Origin of the sequence: Schlesneria sphaerica (assembly GCF_044336245.1) — a bacterium.
GTDB lineage: Bacteria > Planctomycetota > Planctomycetia > Planctomycetales > Planctomycetaceae > Schlesneria > Schlesneria sphaerica.
In genome coordinates, this window is record NZ_CP172346.1 from 1,737,929 (window position 1) to 1,755,607 (window position 17,679).

Consider the following 17,679-nt stretch of genomic DNA (forward strand, 5'->3'; position numbering starts at 1 on the left):
TCAGTCGACATACATGAATTCTGCGGAATTCATCAGTGCATGACACAGATTCGTCAGGGTCTGTACGCTCAGTTCTGCCGTTGACTCATGAGCGGCCTGCTCGAGCGAAACGCTGTTCCCAGCCGAAGAAGCGGGTGGTTCCGGCAGGGTCGCGTGCCACTTTGCGAAAAGTTCGTCAAAGGACTGCGTGACCAGTTCCAGTTCCGCAGCATCGGGTTGGCGTCCGACCGCGAGAGCGAAGGCGCGCTGAATCTGAGAAGTTCGATCGGTGCCGACATCCTGGATAATTCGTTCCGCCATGGCTCGTGACCAGTCATGCACCATCTTATTGTTGAGCAAGTGCAAGGCCTGTGGTGCGACGGTGGCAACAGTCCGCTCGACGCAATTGGGGGCCATCTGAGGCAAGTCGAAATCTTCCAGAATCGTTGACGACTGCGATCGACGCTGCAGGACGTAGATACTCCGTCGCCATCCTTTCTCAGACCCGACAGACGTGACGAGTCCGTCATCGCGTCGTTCTACCCGTTCTGCCGGTCCGAACTGTGTAGGATCCAGCTTGCCTGAAACGAACAGCAGCGAATCACGCAGAACCTCGGCTTCTAACCTCCTGAGCGGGTACCGCGATAGCAGACGGTTATCAAGGTCCCTGTTTGCATGCTCTTCGGTGATCTCGGACGATTGCCGGTAAGTGCTTGAGGTCATGATCAGCCGGTGAATCGCTTTGATACTCCAGCCTCGTTCGACGAATTGAATCGAAAGCCAATCCAATAGTTCGGGATGCGTTGGAACCTGCCCAGCCCGCCCGAAGTTATCGAGACTCTTCACGATTCCATGTTGAAAATGATGTTTCCAGATCCGGTTTGTCATCACGCGGGCCGTCAACGGATGTCGCGGATCAACCAGCCACCGCGCGAACGCCAGACGTCGGCCGGTCTTCCGGGAATCCTCCCAGGGAGGGATGACGGAGTACGGCGCGACCGCATCGGCGAGCACTGCGGGAACGCCTGGATCAACTTCCTTTCCTGGCGAAAGGTAGTTTCCACGCCGCAGAATGTACGTTGGAGTTGGTTGGCCTCGGTCCCATAAGGCGTGAATGAACGGTTCATTCGGGTTCAGTTCCGACTTAAGTCTCTTGATCTGCTTGAAGGAATCTCGTGCCAGATCTTTGAATGCGGGATCCAGTTCCTCAAGACTGTCCATGTCGATCTTGAGCAGCTTCTCGAACTTGGTGACGAGATACTTCTGTACCTCGTTCCGCTTGTCACGTGGCGCCAGCGCTGCAGCGCGGAGGTCTTCATGCAAGATTTCGGGGAGTTGAGGCAAATGTTTTTCGAGTTGAGCGGTGACCAATTCCCGCTGCCTGGCTTCCAGAGGCGTTTGAATCGCTTCGATCATCCCCTTCAGACGCTTCTGTTCGGCTTCCCATGCGGCTTTCTCTTCCGAGGGGACGTAGGTCAGACCGCGCAGCGGGAAATCCTGATTCGCTTTGGAGGGTCGCAGCCAGTCGTTTTCATCAAGGGCCCCCTTGAGAATCGCGGCCAGACTGTAGTAATCGCGATGCGGAATGGGATCGAATTTATGCGAATGGCAACGGGCACACTTCACGGTTAACCCCATGACCGATGAAGTGAGAACGTCAATTTCGGACGCGATGACGTCCAGACGATCCGGCACAAAGTTTGTCAGCCCGTTGTAGGTTCCGTCTGGCGCCATTCGCAGAAAACCGGTTGCAACAAGATTGTCATAGATCTCTTCGGTGACGTCGGGAGCGTTCTCATAGTCGACCAGTTCATCCCCGGCGATTTGCTCGAGCAGGAAACGGTCATAGGGTTTGTCGTTGTTGAACGAACGGATGACGTAGTCACGATACCGGTAAGCAAAGTGGCGGATGGGATCTTCCGCATTCACACCATCGGAGTCCGAGTATCCAGCCAGATCGAGCCAGTATCTTCCCCACCGCTCGCCGTAGTGACGGGACTCCAGCAGCCGATCGATCAACTTCTCGTAGGCCGCAGGGTCCGGGTCCTTGATAAAACGCTCGACGTCCTCAGGTGTGGGAGGAAGCCCGATCAGATCGAACGTCGCTCGCCTGATAAGCGTTCTCCGGTCTGAATCGGGAGACAGTGTTAATCCAACTCCTTTGAGTTTTTCGAGCACGAACGCGTCGATCGGGTTGCGGATACGGTGCTCCGATTCGAATCTCGGAACATCGTGCGCGACCGGAGACTTGAACGACCAGAACTGTTTGTCTTCATCAGTGACTTCCGACTCAATCTCCGCCGGATCCCGTTCGGTGCGATTTGCCGCCAATGGTGCCCCCGCCGCAATCCATTTCGCCACCGTTTCAACCTCGGCCGTTTCGATCACTTTTACGGATGCACTGGCCAGCCGACGCAGTGGAGGCATTTCTCCCGCATGAATCTTCTTCAGAATCAGGCTTTCGGAAGGTCGTTTGAGGTTAATCGCGGGTCCCGATTTGCCACCTGACAGCATCGACTGGCGCGATCGCAGATCGAGCCCCCCTTCCTTAACACGGCCGTTGTGACAGACGGCACAGCGCAACAGCATAATCTGAGAGACTTGCCGCTCTGTGATTACGGGTTCAGCAACGACGTCAGGTTGCGAAAAACGGGCTCCGCCTACGATCCATTCCTGCAGGCGTCCGGTCTCTTCTGGAGTTAGAGGCTCGGTCGAATCCGCCGGTGGCATCAATTCGTCATGTATCACCTCGAAAAGCAGACTCTCCTCCGGTTTACCTGCCACAATAACCGGACCGCTCGAACTTCCACGGGCGATACCGGACTGCGAGCTCAGATTCAATTCTGCTTTCTGAACCTTCTCGCCGTGACAGGTAAAGCATTTGTGCTGCAGGATGGGCAGGATATCTCGCTCGAATACGTAGTATTCCGAATTAGCTTTGTTTTCCTTTGTTTCTTCCGCTCCGTCCACGGCTCGTGCAGTTGACCAGAGCTGACAAAAGGCCACTAGGAGATAAAGAAATACTCTACGCATAGACCAGCACAGAAAAGAGACCAGGGATGATGCAGAGAAATTGAATACAGAAACAATCATACATGATACTTCGCAGCACAGCACAATGGCAGGATCCTCCTACCGAAAATCCTGGGCGATGACTTAATGTCGGGTCATCCCGAATGCACTTTCTATTCGCATCCAAAGAACGGCGACGAAATGAAGTACAGACCTGAATGAGAACGAGAGATCACATCGGTACGTAGCTGCCGTGAAACGGTTCCGGGATCAGGAGTCCGGTCGATCTGCTCGCTCGCGCTTTGCCGATGCAGAAAAGTGCTTCGCATGACCGCGACAACTCAATGATCAAACGTGCCGACCCAGGTCTCCTAAAGTCCATCCGAACAAAGTCGCCGTATTGTCCTGATCAACCGGAAGGAAATGAGCGCCGTGAGCAAGAGGTGAATTGACCAGTTGGCCAGAAAGCCATTCATGTATTTGGCCGAAGCCCCGGTGATGAGGCGGATCGACCATATTAAAGTCTTGTACAAACGAACTGACGCTGCATCAATCTTTAAAAGAGAGATGCAGCGTGTACCACGGCAGAAAGTCCCTAACGGCGCGCCGGTGTGGGTACGATGTAAGTCGACTCACGAATACGGAGAGCCAGAAACCAAGAGAGACTCCATGCATGAGACGCGGTTTCGTTAGTAAAAACGAGGAGAGCCCTTCGTTTTATGGGCTTGGTCTGCCATGGTTGAAATGTACCACCAGTAATGAGAGTCTTTTTGCCGAATTAAGGCAAGGAGATTGGAGATGCCGAAAGGTGTTGGGAAACGTCACAGCGCGGCTCAGATCGTGGAGAAGCTGCGTGATTGTGATGCGATGTTGAAGTCAGGTAAGTCGGTATCGGAAGTGGTTCAGCACCTCGGGATCAGCGAGCAGACTTACTACCGTTGGCGGAGCAAGTACGGCGGGATGAGTTCAGACGAAGCGAAGCGTCTGAAGGAGCTGGAAACAGAGAACGCGCGGTTGAAGAAGCTTCTGGCTGAAGCGGAGCTGGACAAAGCGATGCTGAAAGAGATCGCCTCGGGAAACTGGTGAGCCCTTCCCGCAAGCGTGAAGCTGTGGACCATCTGGAGAGCTCGTTTTCGGTCAGTGAACGTCGCGCGTGCCGTGTGTTGAGCCAGCCGCGCAGTAGTCACCGTTATGAACGGCAACCCTCTTGTGACGAAGGGCGGCTGTTATCCCGGATTCACGAGTTGGTTCTTCAGCACCCGCGTTTCGGGTATCGCCGGATCACGGTTCTGTTGCAGCGGGTAGGGTTTGAAGCCGGGTTTGATCGTGTGTATCGGCTGTGGCGTCGCGAAGGTCTCAAGGTGCAGAAAAAAGCGACGAAAGAAGCGACGTCTCGGTGCCAGTGTCAATCGCTGCAATCGCGTTCGTGTGGAGCGGAAGAACCATGTCTGGGCGTGGGATTTCATCTTCGATCGAACGTCGAACGGGACCAGCCTGAAGTGGTTGAGCGTGGTCGATGAATTCACTCGCGAATGTTTGTGTTTGAAGGTGGCTCGCCGGATGACAAGCGAGGACATCATCGAGGTGTTGCGCGGCCTGTTTGTGGCTCACGGTGTACCGGCACATATCCGGAGTGACAACGGACCGGAGTTTATTGCCAAAGCGTTGCGGAATTGGCTGGAGCGGTCATCGGTGGGGCCGCTGTGCATCGAGCCTGGTTCACCGTGGGAGAATGGCTACGCGGAAAGTTTTCATTCGAAGGTGCGGGATGAGTTTCTGGCCTGCGAAGTGTTTGAATCACTGCGTTCAGCGACGAGCCTGGGCCTGTCGTGGCGACGTCAGTACAACGAAGTGCGACCTCACAGTTCGCTTGGGTATCAGACCCCGGCGGAGTTCGCGCGAACGTGCGGTCCTTCCGCTACGGCTCCGGCGAAGACGCCTGCGCCTCCGCTCCAGGCCCACACGTTCAGCCCCCTACAGACCTGACTCTTATCACAACTGGTACGGAAATCACCGGCAGGCCAGGCTACTTCAACTTCAATTCATAAGTCACGTCAGTTTGAGGGGAGCCTTCCTCGACTGTCAACTTGTACTCATTTTTGGCGGGGTTCTTGTATTTTCCCTTGAACAAGTCGACGCCACTGTCGTTCTTCTTCATCTTCGGGACATACTCGAATCCGAGTGTATAATTTCCTGGCGCGAGTCCATCGCATGCAGTGTAAGTGGACCAGCAGAAATTCCCCTCATCGTCCGTCCTGCACTCCTTGAGCGGAGTCGCTGGCGGCGAACCATACAAGTAAAGATTCACCCCCGCTTGCGGCTCTCCATCAATCATCACAGTTCCACTGACAGGTACGACCGCCTCAAGTGCATCTTTGCCAGAAAGCTTCTTCAATCGCTCCGGCGACATATCCCCCTTGTTCGATCCACACCCTGTCAGAAGAGAGACGAACAGCAACGTGAACGCAGTATGACGAATGAATGCCATTGCCAGCCAAACCCTTGTCAGGAAAAATATCTGTAGAGGTAGAGACAGCCTGGGCTTCAAAGCTTGAAACCCAGGCATCATATCGAAAAAAAGGCGGCGAGAGCGTTCGGCCTGGTTATCAGGCTTAGAACTCTCCTACAGGGGTTCCATCGGCAATGATGTAAACCCGGTTCATGGTCAGGCGATCAATGTTCTGGCTGATGAAGCGGACGGCGCCGTCTGCCATCAGGAACTGTGCCCCACCAACATGGAAGCTGTAGAAGTTCCATTTGTTGTTACAGTTGATTGTGCAGTCACCCCCGGGTCGGCCGGCGACGCTGCTGCTGCCGGGAGCGATTCCTCGCATGAAGTGACCTGTTGAGTGCTGCCAATCGTTCCACGAATCACCCATGAGTCCCACACCTTCATCGGTCAGGTTACCAACGACTTTACCCATGGCGTACTCTTTGGCGTCTGGTCGCGAAGATTCACCGCAGATCATTGTGTTGGAGGTACCGTCCGTAATTTGCGAGATCCTGACACCACAACTGTATGGACCACCGTCGCCAGTTTCGATGTCGAGAACTGCGCCGGTGTAGAAGTTGCCCAAGGCACCCTGGTTGTCGTTCATGTTTCCCCCAGGAGCCATCCCGACGTAATCGAGTGCACCGCCGGCATGGTACATCTGCGTGCCAAACGTATCCGACAGCCAGTCATCAACATAGGCAGGGCGCAAATTGCCCGAACGTGGAGTCGAAGGACAGATGAAGGATGGAATGACGGATCCAGCGATCGCAGCAAAGTTCTGCGATCCGGAGTAGGTTCCCCCTTTGGCGTAGTTTGGTGGAGGGCCACCCGTTGCGGAACCAAATCCCATGGCAACACTGAAGTTAATCGTGTTGTAGAGGTTTGTCTGATCAATGTAAGGCAGGACTAATTCAGGCCAGGCGTGCACGTTGAAGTCGGCACGGCCGGCAGGTTGTTCATCGACGCCTTCGCCGATACTCGGACCACTGGCTTCGCTGACCAGATACAGCGCACCGGGGAAGTTACCGAATGTGCTTTCGTAGTTGTGGAATGCCAGACCCAGCTGCTTCAAGTTGTTTCGGCATTGTGTCCGGCGTGCCGCTTCACGTGCCTGCTGGACGGCGGGCAACAGCAAGGCAATCAAGACAGCAATGATCGCGATCACCACGAGCAATTCAATCAGCGTGAATCCCCGCTGCCGTCTACGGCTTCTTTCAGTGGACAATAACATCTAGAAAACTCCTCTTCAAAAAAGAAAAAAACGCTCGCACGGCAAGGCAATCAATGCGAGTTTGCACGACGAAAAAGCGCGTGCGTCCCCTAACGGAATTCAATGAGTGGCGACCAGAAACAGGTGTACGAGATGAAGGTAGACATCAATATACATCGAAAATTACAGGAAACTAACGAAGAGATCACCAAGATTTTCGCAATTTTCGATGAAAAGTCGCACATTCCCTTCACGGAATTCACGAGTAGAACAGGCTACCTTTAGAAATCGTAATGGAAGACGAGCGCGCCCTTATTCATGGAATTGCGAACGCAAAACATTTGATTTGATACTGCAGTCAGAATTCAGATATGTCAGTCGATGTGATTTATGAAGCACTCGGATGACGAATCACCCTGCCTACCTTTCACCTGATCTTCAGGTTTCAAGTTCGACACGTTCCCGTGTGCTCATGACCTATGTTATCACCTGTGAGAACAACTTGTGCAACTGATCAAAGATATCATTGCAGGGGTACAAGAAACCAATCTTCGGCCGGAACCGGTACTGGAGTGGGAGGAGGAAGTTCCTCGCCCGTCAGTTCCTTTACGGCCCACCGCAAGGCGACTCCTAATTCAACGGAGAGAGGGACATTTACCGCGAGTCCGCGAAGTCGTTCCGCCTGGCTTGTCGATTTCATCCGAGCCAGACTGATCGCACTCATCTGCTTCACTTCCGGCATTTCCGGGGGACGATCTGCGAAATCCAGGATTCGATCCATGAGCGCGTCTTCCAGTTCCGCGTCTGCTTCCTCCCGCGGCATCACTCCGAGTGCCCAGATTGCTGCACTGCGCGATTGAACCCCCATCGGATAGTGCTTGGGAATATATTCCTTCAGCAACGGAATCGCCTCGGTCGCCTTCAAGACTCCGAGGGTTTCAAGCAGATGTGCAACTTGTTCATCGACAACAGTTCCCGTTCCCGCTTTTCGCAATTCGGTTTGATTTTTCGCAATTTGCAGAATTGCCGGGATTGTTTCTTTTACGGCGACTTTTCGCAGAGCCCAGGCCGATGCCGATTTCACTTCTACTCGTGGAGACTCCAATAACTCGACGAGACGATTCGCAACCTCTTCGAGATCGATCCCGCCCGCCAGGATCGCCGCCTGCTCCTGCCCCTTCCAGTCGTCACTTTGGAGGTGCCCCTTTACCACGTCGTTAACGACGGGCTTCAATTCCGCCACTGAAGAGAGTCGCAGCAGCCCTTCGCGCGTCTTCTCCCTGAGCGCTGGGTCTGGATCTGCGAGTAACCGCCCCAGTGCACCTGTCTTATCCGTGGTCGGATGCGTAATACAGGATTCGATCCCTTCGCTCCGGATTCGGGCATCAGGGTGTCTCAGCGCCATTTCTGCCAGCGAAAGCATGAGTGCCGAATCAAGTGCGTTGAGTCGACGCATGGCCGTCGCGGCGATCAATGGCTCGTCATCAGTTGCCCATGCCGACAGCAATTGAGCTGCAGCCGCAGTTTCGTGCGTTAAGAGCATCTGGATCGCGCACAATCGATTGAGCGACGTCGGCGTACCAGGTGATCGTGCAAGTTTGTCTGCCTGCGTTTCCAGTCCGGTTGCAGAGATTTGACCAACAGCCGTCGCCGCTTCGAATCGCACGTCAGGATGGCGACGAGAGTCATTAATGATTTCCAATAAGGGATTGAGCGCCTTCTGCTCTCGGACGACGCCCAGGCCGCGAACTGCCAAGATCAGTTCACGCCGCCGCGAAGCCTGCTCCGACAGCCGCCCCAACCAGACGGATCGAGCGGGCTCGTAGTCCCATTCAGCCAGCGTGGGCTCAATCAGCAGACGCAAATCACTTCCATAAGATTTGGAGGCCTCAAGCAACTTGCCGCTGGAATCGCGCGAGTTCAATACAACGAGTGCCCGCGCTGCGGCAAAGCGCGCAGCAGGGTGCGAGGCTTTCGCTTCGAGAATCCGCTCAAGAGAAGGGACAGCCTCGACCAGATTCGAGCCGTTCACTTCCTGCGATCGGGCGATTGTCTCGGCAGCCATTCGCTGCATGTCAACTTCAGGACTGTCCAGCGCCGACAACCACAACTGCTTCTGCGCTGGATCAATCGCATACTGGGCAACCGGATAGGAAAGTGCGGGATCGCTCTCGCGAAGAGCATCGAGCGCCGACGATTCGGCGAACGTCACAAGGCAGGACGCCGCCAGACACGCCACGACAAAAGCGAGTGTCATGACACGGGCAGCGGATCGGATTGGAAGAGGACGGACCATTCTCAGATTCTCGCTGGACAACTCATTGAGGCCGGGAAATGCGGTGTGTCTGGATGAGCAAGATAAGAATCGAGGCAATTGAACCAATCCCCAGAATCCACCAATTCATCGGCACAAGATCGTAGTTCTGAAATCCGGGCATCCGTATGACTGACAGTGCCGCTGCAATCGAACTGAATGACAAAGCAGCCTCAACAGTTCGGTGCCCGAACGGCGCGTCACGCCCCATCCAGATCAACATGGGCAGTCCACAGATAAGCAGCAGCGCAGCATACGCGGTGGCCGTCGCAGCCGCGGTTCGGACGAAGAAGCTGCCGACGGCCGCACTGACCAGCATGGCAAAGATGGCCGTCAGAAGCAGACACACAATGACTCGCTTTACCTGTTGTCCCATTCCGGGCTCGATGTAGGCCATCACCAGATACCCCGGAGCCGTCGCGCACAACACCAGCAGCAATGGGAGCAGGGCACTCAGCAACTTACCCCAGATGATTCGTGCAGTCGCCATCGGAGTCGTCTGCAGCAGCAACCATCCTCCGTGTTCACGCTCCACGCTGATCAGGCCCGCAGACAAACTCGGCGCGACCAGGATAATCAATGCAACTTGCATCACGACCATGATCCCACCGATCGTTTCAACGCCCCAGTCGAAAGTTCCCGCCGTAGTGGCATAGGTCAGCCCCAGCGAAAGCGTCGCACATGCCGCGACCAGTCGAACCAGCCAATGGAGTCGACCGAACCGACGGCAACGAAACTCCTTGAACATGACCGGGTTCACAAAGGACGGGATCCCTGCGCTTCGCTTCTGCGGGTCCACCAGAAAGAAGAATCGCCGAAAGAGTTTGGCGGACCATGACAGGTCATCGCTCATCGTTCCTGCAGCGCGAGAAACGTCAAACAGGCGATGATTCAGACGTGCAATTGTCCAGATAGAGGCAGCGACCGCAGTGGTGAGCGAAAAAATGGTGTAGCGTCCGAGCACATCGATTTTGGTGACCAGCCCCTGACTGCCGGGCTCTTCCGTTCCTGTAATCGACATCAGCGCAGCCACAGGAGACATACACCAGAACCATTCTCCGATATCAGCCAGTAACCCCTGGGACCCCTGCAGAAAATAGTGAGGAATCAGCGTAAGAACGCTGGTACCCAGAACGATCCCGTATGTCGTACGAACAGCCGAGTCAACCGATTGCGAAAAGCTGCTGACCAGCATTCCAATCGCGGCATACTCAATCGCCACGAGGATCAGCAGCTTATAGACCTTACCGATGTCGCCGTAGAGAGATAGCCCACCCATGGAATAGCAAGTTCCCGCTGCAGGCAGACTCATTGCCAGAATCATCCCCGCCATCGCCATGACAGCTGCGAGTTTGCCAGCGAAAATATGGACGGGACCGAGCTGAGTATTGAGGAGCAAGGCCAAAGTCCCTCGCCGCTTTTCACTGACGATGCTCGTCGCAGGAAACACGGGCAAAAGGAACAGGAGCGTCATCAACAGACCATAGGCGAACAGCCGGAAGATCTCGCGCGAGCGCGCTCCGAAGAGGGCAACCTCACCGTCGGTCGGCCAGCGAAGAATCACTAGCAACCCGAACAGACTTGCCAGCCCGATCTGAAACACGACCATCCGTCGACGTCGAAGGGGAGTCAGCAGTTCTCGCCGCAAGATTGCACTAAACATGGACACCGGCTCCGGCAACCGCAGGTTCTTTCACTTCCTTCGTTTCCCTGGGGCGTGTAAACGAAATGAAGACCTCTTCGAGATCTGTCTGAAGCTCACGGAACTGGGTGATACGTATTCCTGATTCAATAAGGAGTTTCAACAGGGCTTGCAGATCGCTTTCTGACCTGGCCGTGCGGAACCGAATGGCAAGCTCCCTGGGGGACGCGACCACTTCGGCTCCTTCTTCCAGATTCTGCTGGATGAGTTGCGTCGCCGGTTTCAACTGATCCAGAGAGATCAACTGCACTTCCATCGATTGCTGGCGGCTGATCTGGCGGCCAATTTCCTCGACGGTCCCGAACGCTCGCAACCTTCCGTGCGTGATAATGGCGACCTGCTGACAGATACGTGCCAATTCGGGAAGGATGTGACTGGTCACCACCACGGTCTTCCCCTGCCTGGTCAACTCGATCAACAAGTCTCGCATTTCAATTCGGGCCTGTGGATCCAGCCCGTTACTTGGCTCGTCGAGAATCACGATCTTGGGATCGTGTAACAACGTGCGAGCGAGCCCCACACGCTGCTGCATTCCATGGCTGATGCGTTCGACGTAGCTCTCTTTCATGTACGCAGTTTGAGTCAGTTCCATGACGTCCGCGACTCGCTTCGCCCGCAGTCGAGCAGGGATTGCACAGGCCGCAGCAAAGAAGTCCAGATATTCCCGTACGCGCATGTTGTCATACGCCCCGAATTTATCTGGCATGTAACCTACCAGGCGTTTGATCTCGCGGGCGTCCCGCAGGCAATCGACACCAGCGATCGAAGCACTGCCGGAAGTCGGCTTGATCAGACCGACCAGAATCTTGATCGTTGTCGTCTTCCCAGCCCCGTTGGGACCAATCAGCCCGAGAATCTGTCCCGGCGCAACCGTCAGGGTCAAACCGTCAAGTGCCGTGAACGAGCCATAGCACTTCGTCAGACCTTTGATACAGAGTGCTGGAACGGAACCGGCCCCGTCCCATGAGGCTTTTGTGTTCATGCTCAGTCCTCTTTCGTCGAATCAGTGGCGGTAGCCCAGACATGCAAGTCCAGTGACTCGATTCGCCAGGTGTTCGCAGCAGAGATTGCACCGGTTGGATTCGGGGTCTGTGATCGAGACGTGTCTCCACCGCTGATCCCCAGAGAGAGATCGCCATCCTGCGAGATGGCCAGCACATCGCTGTCATCCAGATCAAAACCAACAGTGTTGGCAGGATCAACAACACTTGCGAGGCTGACCGAAGCGTTATCCCGTATCCCCAGAATTTCGAGGCGACCAATCGGTCCGGTCACCCTCACCTCCAGCCGTGCTTTTTTCGCAGACAAAGGAAGCAGTTCACGCGGAAGCTGGAAACGGAGCCAGGTCGTACTGGGGCTGGAACGTTCCTGCCATTCCTTTCTGAGATCATCCCAGAAACCCGCGGGCAGCGTACCGTCGGGGGGACGGCGGGTTGAGAAGTTGACCAGCATGGAGGGGATCAGCACTTCAGTTCCTTGCGGTGGACGAGTCAGATTGAGGCGAATCGCCAGCAGCGCATCGCCTTGTCGAATCAGTCCGTCGCCGAAATTGAAGCCCGAATCCCACTTATCAAGCCACACCAGCAAATGCGGGTGGTCCAGATAGTTCTTCCATCGCGCATTCGCAAACAGTTCCTGAAAGATCTTCAACCGACGATCCTGCTGATCACCGACGTAAGTCGCGTCGAGAAACTGACCTTCACCGAATGTGTCTTCACTCTTGGCAACGAATTCGCCGTCGGAAGAAAACTTGACCCCGATTCGGCCGTTTCTCGTCGCCAGCAGTGCATCCTGACGGCTCGCCTCCGGCCCCCTGTAGGTGCCAACAAGTCCGGCCGAATCCAGTGTGGCGATCGCTTCGACCCGTTCCACGTGTGTCTGGGAAAGCGCGTCCGTATAGAGTGACAGCCCTGCTTCCTGCGGCAGCCCATCCCAGCGTGAGGATCCGAGGTCGCTGGCGATGAGACGCCGGGTCGATGCAGTGGAATCGGTCTTTTCAGGCCACAGCTTTCCCCCTTGAGGCATCTGAGCGAGCGAGACTCCCTCGTCTGTTCGATAAACTGCCGTCACCCCTTCTGCTCGCAAATCGTCCGTTCCCCCGATTGCACGCAGGAGGTGAGATCCCGCGACAGTTCCCGGCACTCCATAGCGATTAGAGACACCGATTCCTGTGAGGATAAACCCAAACACAACAGCCAGCAGCGAACCACACCACCCGAAATGCTCGAGTCGATCGAGCCGTTGCAGTCCCACTGCGGCCACCAGCAAAAGGACCAGGAATGTGCTCATCGTTGCCACAATCAGCCCCCAGGTCGGGACTTTATAAGAGACGTGCTTTACGGCCTGTGACTCAAGAGACACTGTCTTCGCGATTTCGGGTTCACGGCGTGCCAGAACATAGGCAGCCAGATCTTCCATCCGCGAATTTGGCAGGAACGCTGATTCTGATCCTGGAGTTTTCTCCATCTCCAGACGTTTTGCTTCGGGAGTCGGGTTAACCCAGGCTCGCGCTCCCAGTGTGGTGAGAAGCACCCGGCCCTCACCGAACGAACCAGTCAGCGCCGCCGGCCATCCGTCGACCGTGTTGACGATTCTCATTCCAGAAATGAGCAGCTGAACCATCTCGACCGGTTCGTCATATTCGACTGTGTTACCGGGCTCACCTTTGGGAGATGCCAGGTTCGGGCCTTTGTCGATTCGAACGGACGTCTTGCGGACACGCCCCACCACACGCCCGGCGAACTGATCCCCCAGGAGTCGTTCCAGGACTTCTGCGTCGACACGATCGAGCATGATCCACAAGTTCCCCCCGGAATGGACCCAGCGTCGAAGCGTTGCCAGGGCTGCAACGTCGTCAGCGACCCGATCGTCAGCAATAACGATATGATCGAGATAGTCGTAACTCGTTTCATTAGCAGGCAGGAACTGATCGCCAATGACGGTGATGCGATTATTCAGCCCCTGATTCACTCGATTGGCCACAACGAGATCGACAACATCCTGTGGAATGTGGCTAGTGTGCCGCCACCCCGCGATGATTCCCGTGTTTCGGTCGGTACTTGTCAGCACCAGAGAACGGTCATGGCGAAGCTGCCCTGAGTCATTCTTAATCAGGACTTCTTTCCCTTCGGACTCGTCTATCACAAGCGTATGAATGTTCGCCGTTGTCCCCGTCGACGTTTCGAAGAGCGGCAAACGAACAGGGTGAGATAACTGCAATCGGGAGCGCGCAGGAACCGTAAGTTGCCGACCATACTGGAGAGTTGGATAATCAGCGAAGTAGGTCGTACAAAGAAGTTTTCGCACGGCCCCACTTCGATTCTCAACCCGAAACTGAAACTCACCCCAACGATCGGGAACAAACGCGAAGTTACCCAGTCGGGAGTTCGTCTCAATGGAAAACCGAACAGACGACTCTGCCGGAATCTGACCATCCTCGGCTGAGCTAATTCCGTCGACAGCATGAGCTTGCTGAGCCGCGACCACAATAAGGAGCGCGGTCAGTAATCGAATTGAATGTGCGAGAAACCGAATGACAATCACCTCGCGCAGCTTTCCCGAGCTTTTGAAACAAAGCAATTTCGTGTGGTCAGTCGAACGCAGAATGCATTGAAGAGAAGCGAATTGAGCGGTTGATCCTATCGATGGGAAGTACCCGATGCAACCGCATGAAATCAGAAGATTTCATGAACTCAGGCCGCTCGGCCGAAATGGCAGAGAACGTCGATTGCAGGCTCATGCACAGAGATTCTGTTCACACCGACAAATTAAACATGTCCGCAGCAGCGGGTCGCAAGCTTTTCACTCGCCGTCCGATATCTCCCCGTCGGTAGAACGACCGAAACACAGATTTCGTGACCACTGCCTGAACCGCTCATCTCAAGTGGACGCCTGAGACCCGGAACGCCTTTTACTGATCTACTGAATCAATTAGCACTGATGCCCTGACTAACCCGCCCAAAGCACTTTGCAGCCGATAGCGACAAACTGTTTGATCACGATTCAGTCAAATCAACTGAAGACAGGACTCACAGTCTTTCGTGAGAAATTCGTCAAGGATCGTCGCGGAAGACTCAAATTGTGAATTGAATTGGCTATGCTCATGCGCCTTATCGCATCCCGTCGCATCTCGCAGTTGATCCAGTTCTCATCTCATACTGAATCAGGGACTTCATCCAGTGGCTACTAACGACGTGAAAAGCACATCGGCAGAAACAAAATCGGAAGGACCGGCCACGATGCCGTCCACCGGGCGACGCATTTCTCTAGACCAGTTCCGCGGGTATGCCGTTGCTGTCATGTTCATTGTGAATTTCTGCGGTGACCTGAAGGCCATTCCAGACTGGATCAAACATCACGACACTTACTTCAGCTACGCCGATTCCATCATGCCGGGGTTTATCTTTGCTGCCGGCTTTTCCTACCGACTGACAATGCTTCGTCGGTTGGCACGTGACGGTGCACTTGCCAGCTATCGACACGCCGTGATTCGGGGCCTCAGTCTGGTGCTCGTTTCGCTCGCCATGTACGGCTTCAACGATTCGTTCGTGAAATCCTGGAACGACGTTAATCCGAATCAAGTGTGGGACTTTATTGCCGGGATGATCAAGGCGAATCTCTGGGAAACACTCGCGATCATCGGAGTGACTCAGATTGTCGTCCTCCCTTTCATCGCCGCCCGAACGCCGGTGCTGATCCTGGGGATGCTGGCACTGCTCACCGGACACCTGCTGTTCTCATATTCCTTCAATTTCGCGTTCATTTTTGGGCAACCAAACTGGTTGAACGCCTATTGGGGTGCGGCGAAGAGCGGATGCTGGGATGGGGGTGTCTTCGGCACCATGAATTGGGGCGTCATCATGCTCGCCGGTGCCCTCTCGTATGAGCTGATCAACAACCGGCAACCGGCCCAGGCGGGAGGATTGCTGTTAGGACTCGGTGCGGTAGTGATGGCCATCGCTTACGGCCTTTCGTGTATTTCGACCGCGTACGACATTCCCGTGGACTCGCCACCCACTCCACGAGATCTGGCCGAATCTCCCGTCATTCCCACGACCGAACAACGCGCCAAAATACGACTGGCAGAACCGCCGTTCTTCGCACCACCACCTAAAGACCCCGGTCAGTATGAACAACTGAAGAGCACCGGTGCCACACCCGAACCCGTTCTGCGACGCTATAACTATTGGATGATGAGCAAGCGAATCGTCTCGGCCCCTTTCGTCCTCTTCGCATCGGGCTTCTCAATGGCGACTCTTGCACTGTTCGTCTTTCTGACGGATCTGGGAGGCATTTCGATCGGGCTGTTCCGCACCTTTGGGACCAATGCCCTGGCCGCCTACTTCCTGCATCATTCCATCGAGGTTGCGGTGCGGGGAATTGTCCCCAAGGACTCTCCATTGTGGTGGTGCCTGTGCGGACTCGGCATTTTCTACATGACTACCTACGCCTTTGTCCGGTTCCTGGAAAAACAGCGCATTTTTATTCGGCTGTAGGTCTGAAAGTTTGAAGCGACGTGCCGATTCGGCATGTTGCTTCGTTGTTTTGGCAACTTGATTTGAGTTGTACTCTGGTCTGTCTGAGGGATTTTTCGATACCCGGAAAGGGTTGGATCTGACTATGTCTTCAGTCGCATCGCCTAAGGTTCGCCTTACGTCCCTGGACCAGTTTCGTGGTTACACGATGTTCGGAATGCTGCTGGTCAACTTTCTGGGTGGATACGCGATGTGCCCCCGGATCCTGAAGCATACGCACGACTACTGCAGCTACGCCGATACGATCATGCCCCAGTTCCTGTTCGCGGCAGGCTTTGCCATGAGGCTGAGCCTGGGGAAGCGAATGGAATCCGGGGGCAAGATGCCCTGGGGACGCGCAATCCGACGAATCGTCGGCCTGGGACTGGTGGCCATCCTCTGGTACTCCTACTGCGACTTAGACGGAATCATTAAAGATTACCAATCGAAGCCGCTCGGCGATGTGCTGTTTCAGCTCTTCAAACGTCGGTGGTTTCAGACGCTAATGCACATTGCCGTCACGTCGCTTTGGATTTTGCCGGTCGTGACTTCGCACTGGAAGATTCGCGTCGGATACATGTTCTTCTCAGTCATTCTGCACTTCTGCCTCTCGTGGTGGTTCAATTTTGAGTGGGTGAATACAGACCCCAACGGGATTGATGGGGGACCCCTTGGATTTTTGACGTGGGCCGTTCCTGCCATCTGCGGAACCTTGGCCTGCGACGCCGTACGAGCATTTGGCACCGGTGCGGCGACCCGCATCGCACTCGGCGGTGTCGGAGTGATGTTGATCGGTTGGATCATTTCTAATGGAACCGTCCTGTATAACTATCCTGCAACTCCGCAGGATGACGCCCAGCTCACTTCGTCGACCTCTGCCGCTGCTCCCACGGCCGCCGCACCGGTTGACACAGCACAAGCGACGACGGCGAAGCCCCGCAACAAGAAACTTGCGCTCGATCCGGTGATCACGACGATGGATCGACTGAAGTCATGGGACGGGACTCTGGCCGAACCACCATTCGTTCCACCTCCGGTTGCGGGCAAAGAATTTGAACCGAAGGGGCAGGAGGGAACCAGTAAGATGTACCGCCATTGGAATTACTGGATGATGAGTCAACGCAGCGGCAACCCCTCCTATCCGACATTTGCCGCCGGATTTTCCCTGGTCATCTATGCGTTGTTTCTGTGGGCCTGCGACGGGCGTGGGTGGAATCTCGGATTCTTCCGAACGCTCGGCACCAATTCCCTTGCGGCCTACATCCTGCACAGTGTCGCGGGGTGGATCGTGGTTCCCTATTTTCCAAAGGACTCTTCTGAGTGGCGCGCGCTCTTAGGGTTCGCCTGCTTCACCCTGATCGTCTACCTCTGCTGCCGCCTCCTCGAGCGACTTGGTTGGTACATCCGCGTCTGATCGAACAGCGATGCTCTGTTGACGACCGTGTTTTCACACCG

General features: G+C 55.2%; 9 protein-coding genes and 1 pseudogene. 3 read left to right on the forward strand and 7 right to left on the reverse strand.

Annotated elements, in window-relative coordinates; translation table 11 throughout:
* On the reverse strand, nt 1-3,012 hold the full coding sequence (locus ACGY09_RS06450) for a PSD1 and planctomycete cytochrome C domain-containing protein (protein WP_397570926.1): 3,012 nt from the start codon (nt 3,010-3,012) through the stop codon (nt 1-3).
* Nucleotides 3,013-3,789: 777 nt separating this feature from the next.
* Between ACGY09_RS06450 and ACGY09_RS06455 the strand changes: the two are divergent.
* Nucleotides 3,790-4,977, forward strand: a pseudogene (locus ACGY09_RS06455) (IS3 family transposase).
* 40 nt (nt 4,978-5,017) lie between these two features.
* On the opposite strand, the gene ACGY09_RS06460 reads toward ACGY09_RS06455, so the two are convergent.
* The 6 genes from ACGY09_RS06460 to ACGY09_RS06485 all read right to left on the reverse strand — a co-directional run bounded on the left by ACGY09_RS06460 (nt 5,018) and on the right by ACGY09_RS06485 (nt 14,254).
* Nucleotides 5,018-5,479: a hypothetical protein gene (locus ACGY09_RS06460; protein WP_373651089.1), complete on the reverse strand. Its 462-nt coding sequence runs from the start codon at nt 5,477-5,479 to the stop codon at nt 5,018-5,020.
* Between the two features lie 124 nt (nt 5,480-5,603).
* A complete protein-coding gene (locus tag ACGY09_RS06465; RefSeq protein ID WP_373651088.1) occupies nt 5,604-6,716 on the reverse strand; it encodes a DUF1559 domain-containing protein in 1,113 nt (370 codons plus the stop codon).
* 502 nt (nt 6,717-7,218) lie between these two features.
* The gene (locus ACGY09_RS06470; RefSeq protein WP_397570927.1) at nt 7,219-8,991 is read right to left on the reverse strand and encodes a HEAT repeat domain-containing protein; all 1,773 of its coding nucleotides are present in this window, start codon (nt 8,989-8,991) and stop codon (nt 7,219-7,221) included.
* 22 nt (nt 8,992-9,013) lie between these two features.
* On the reverse strand, nt 9,014-10,672 hold the full coding sequence (locus tag ACGY09_RS06475; RefSeq protein ID WP_397570928.1) for an ABC transporter permease: 1,659 nt from the start codon (nt 10,670-10,672) through the stop codon (nt 9,014-9,016).
* The gene (locus tag ACGY09_RS06480) at nt 10,665-11,693 is read right to left on the reverse strand and encodes an ABC transporter ATP-binding protein (protein WP_397570929.1); all 1,029 of its coding nucleotides are present in this window, start codon (nt 11,691-11,693) and stop codon (nt 10,665-10,667) included. The genes ACGY09_RS06475 and ACGY09_RS06480 overlap by 8 nt, the downstream gene beginning before the upstream one ends.
* A 2-nt stretch (nt 11,694-11,695) precedes the next feature.
* Nucleotides 11,696-14,254, reverse strand: coding sequence for a hypothetical protein (locus tag ACGY09_RS06485; protein WP_397570930.1), 2,559 nt, complete (start codon nt 14,252-14,254; stop codon nt 11,696-11,698).
* A 635-nt stretch (nt 14,255-14,889) separates the two neighbouring features.
* On the opposite strand from ACGY09_RS06485, the gene ACGY09_RS06490 reads away from it, so the two are divergent.
* Together ACGY09_RS06490 and ACGY09_RS06495 are read left to right on the forward strand one after the other, a co-directional pair.
* Nucleotides 14,890-16,206 (forward strand): heparan-alpha-glucosaminide N-acetyltransferase domain-containing protein, encoded by a 1,317-nt coding sequence (locus ACGY09_RS06490; RefSeq protein WP_397570931.1) that lies wholly within the window; start codon nt 14,890-14,892, stop codon nt 16,204-16,206.
* A 124-nt stretch (nt 16,207-16,330) separates the two neighbouring features.
* Entirely contained in the window at nt 16,331-17,638 is a 1,308-nt protein-coding gene (locus ACGY09_RS06495) for a hypothetical protein (RefSeq protein ID WP_397570932.1), read from the forward strand.
* Nucleotides 17,639-17,679 lie beyond the last annotated feature (41 nt).

Coding starts and splice junctions, on each gene's coding strand:
- ACGY09_RS06450 (WP_397570926.1), bottom strand. CDS start 3,012: ATGCGTAGAGTATTTCTTTATCTCCTAGTGGCCTTTTGTCAGCTCTGG.
- ACGY09_RS06460 (WP_373651089.1), bottom strand. CDS start 5,479: ATGGCATTCATTCGTCATACTGCGTTCACGTTGCTGTTCGTCTCTCTT.
- ACGY09_RS06465 (WP_373651088.1), bottom strand. CDS start 6,716: ATGTTATTGTCCACTGAAAGAAGCCGTAGACGGCAGCGGGGATTCACG.
- ACGY09_RS06470 (WP_397570927.1), bottom strand. CDS start 8,991: ATGGTCCGTCCTCTTCCAATCCGATCCGCTGCCCGTGTCATGACACTC.
- ACGY09_RS06475 (WP_397570928.1), bottom strand. CDS start 10,672: ATGTTTAGTGCAATCTTGCGGCGAGAACTGCTGACTCCCCTTCGACGT.
- ACGY09_RS06480 (WP_397570929.1), bottom strand. CDS start 11,693: ATGAACACAAAAGCCTCATGGGACGGGGCCGGTTCCGTTCCAGCACTC.
- ACGY09_RS06495 (WP_397570932.1), top strand. CDS start 16,331: ATGTCTTCAGTCGCATCGCCTAAGGTTCGCCTTACGTCCCTGGACCAG.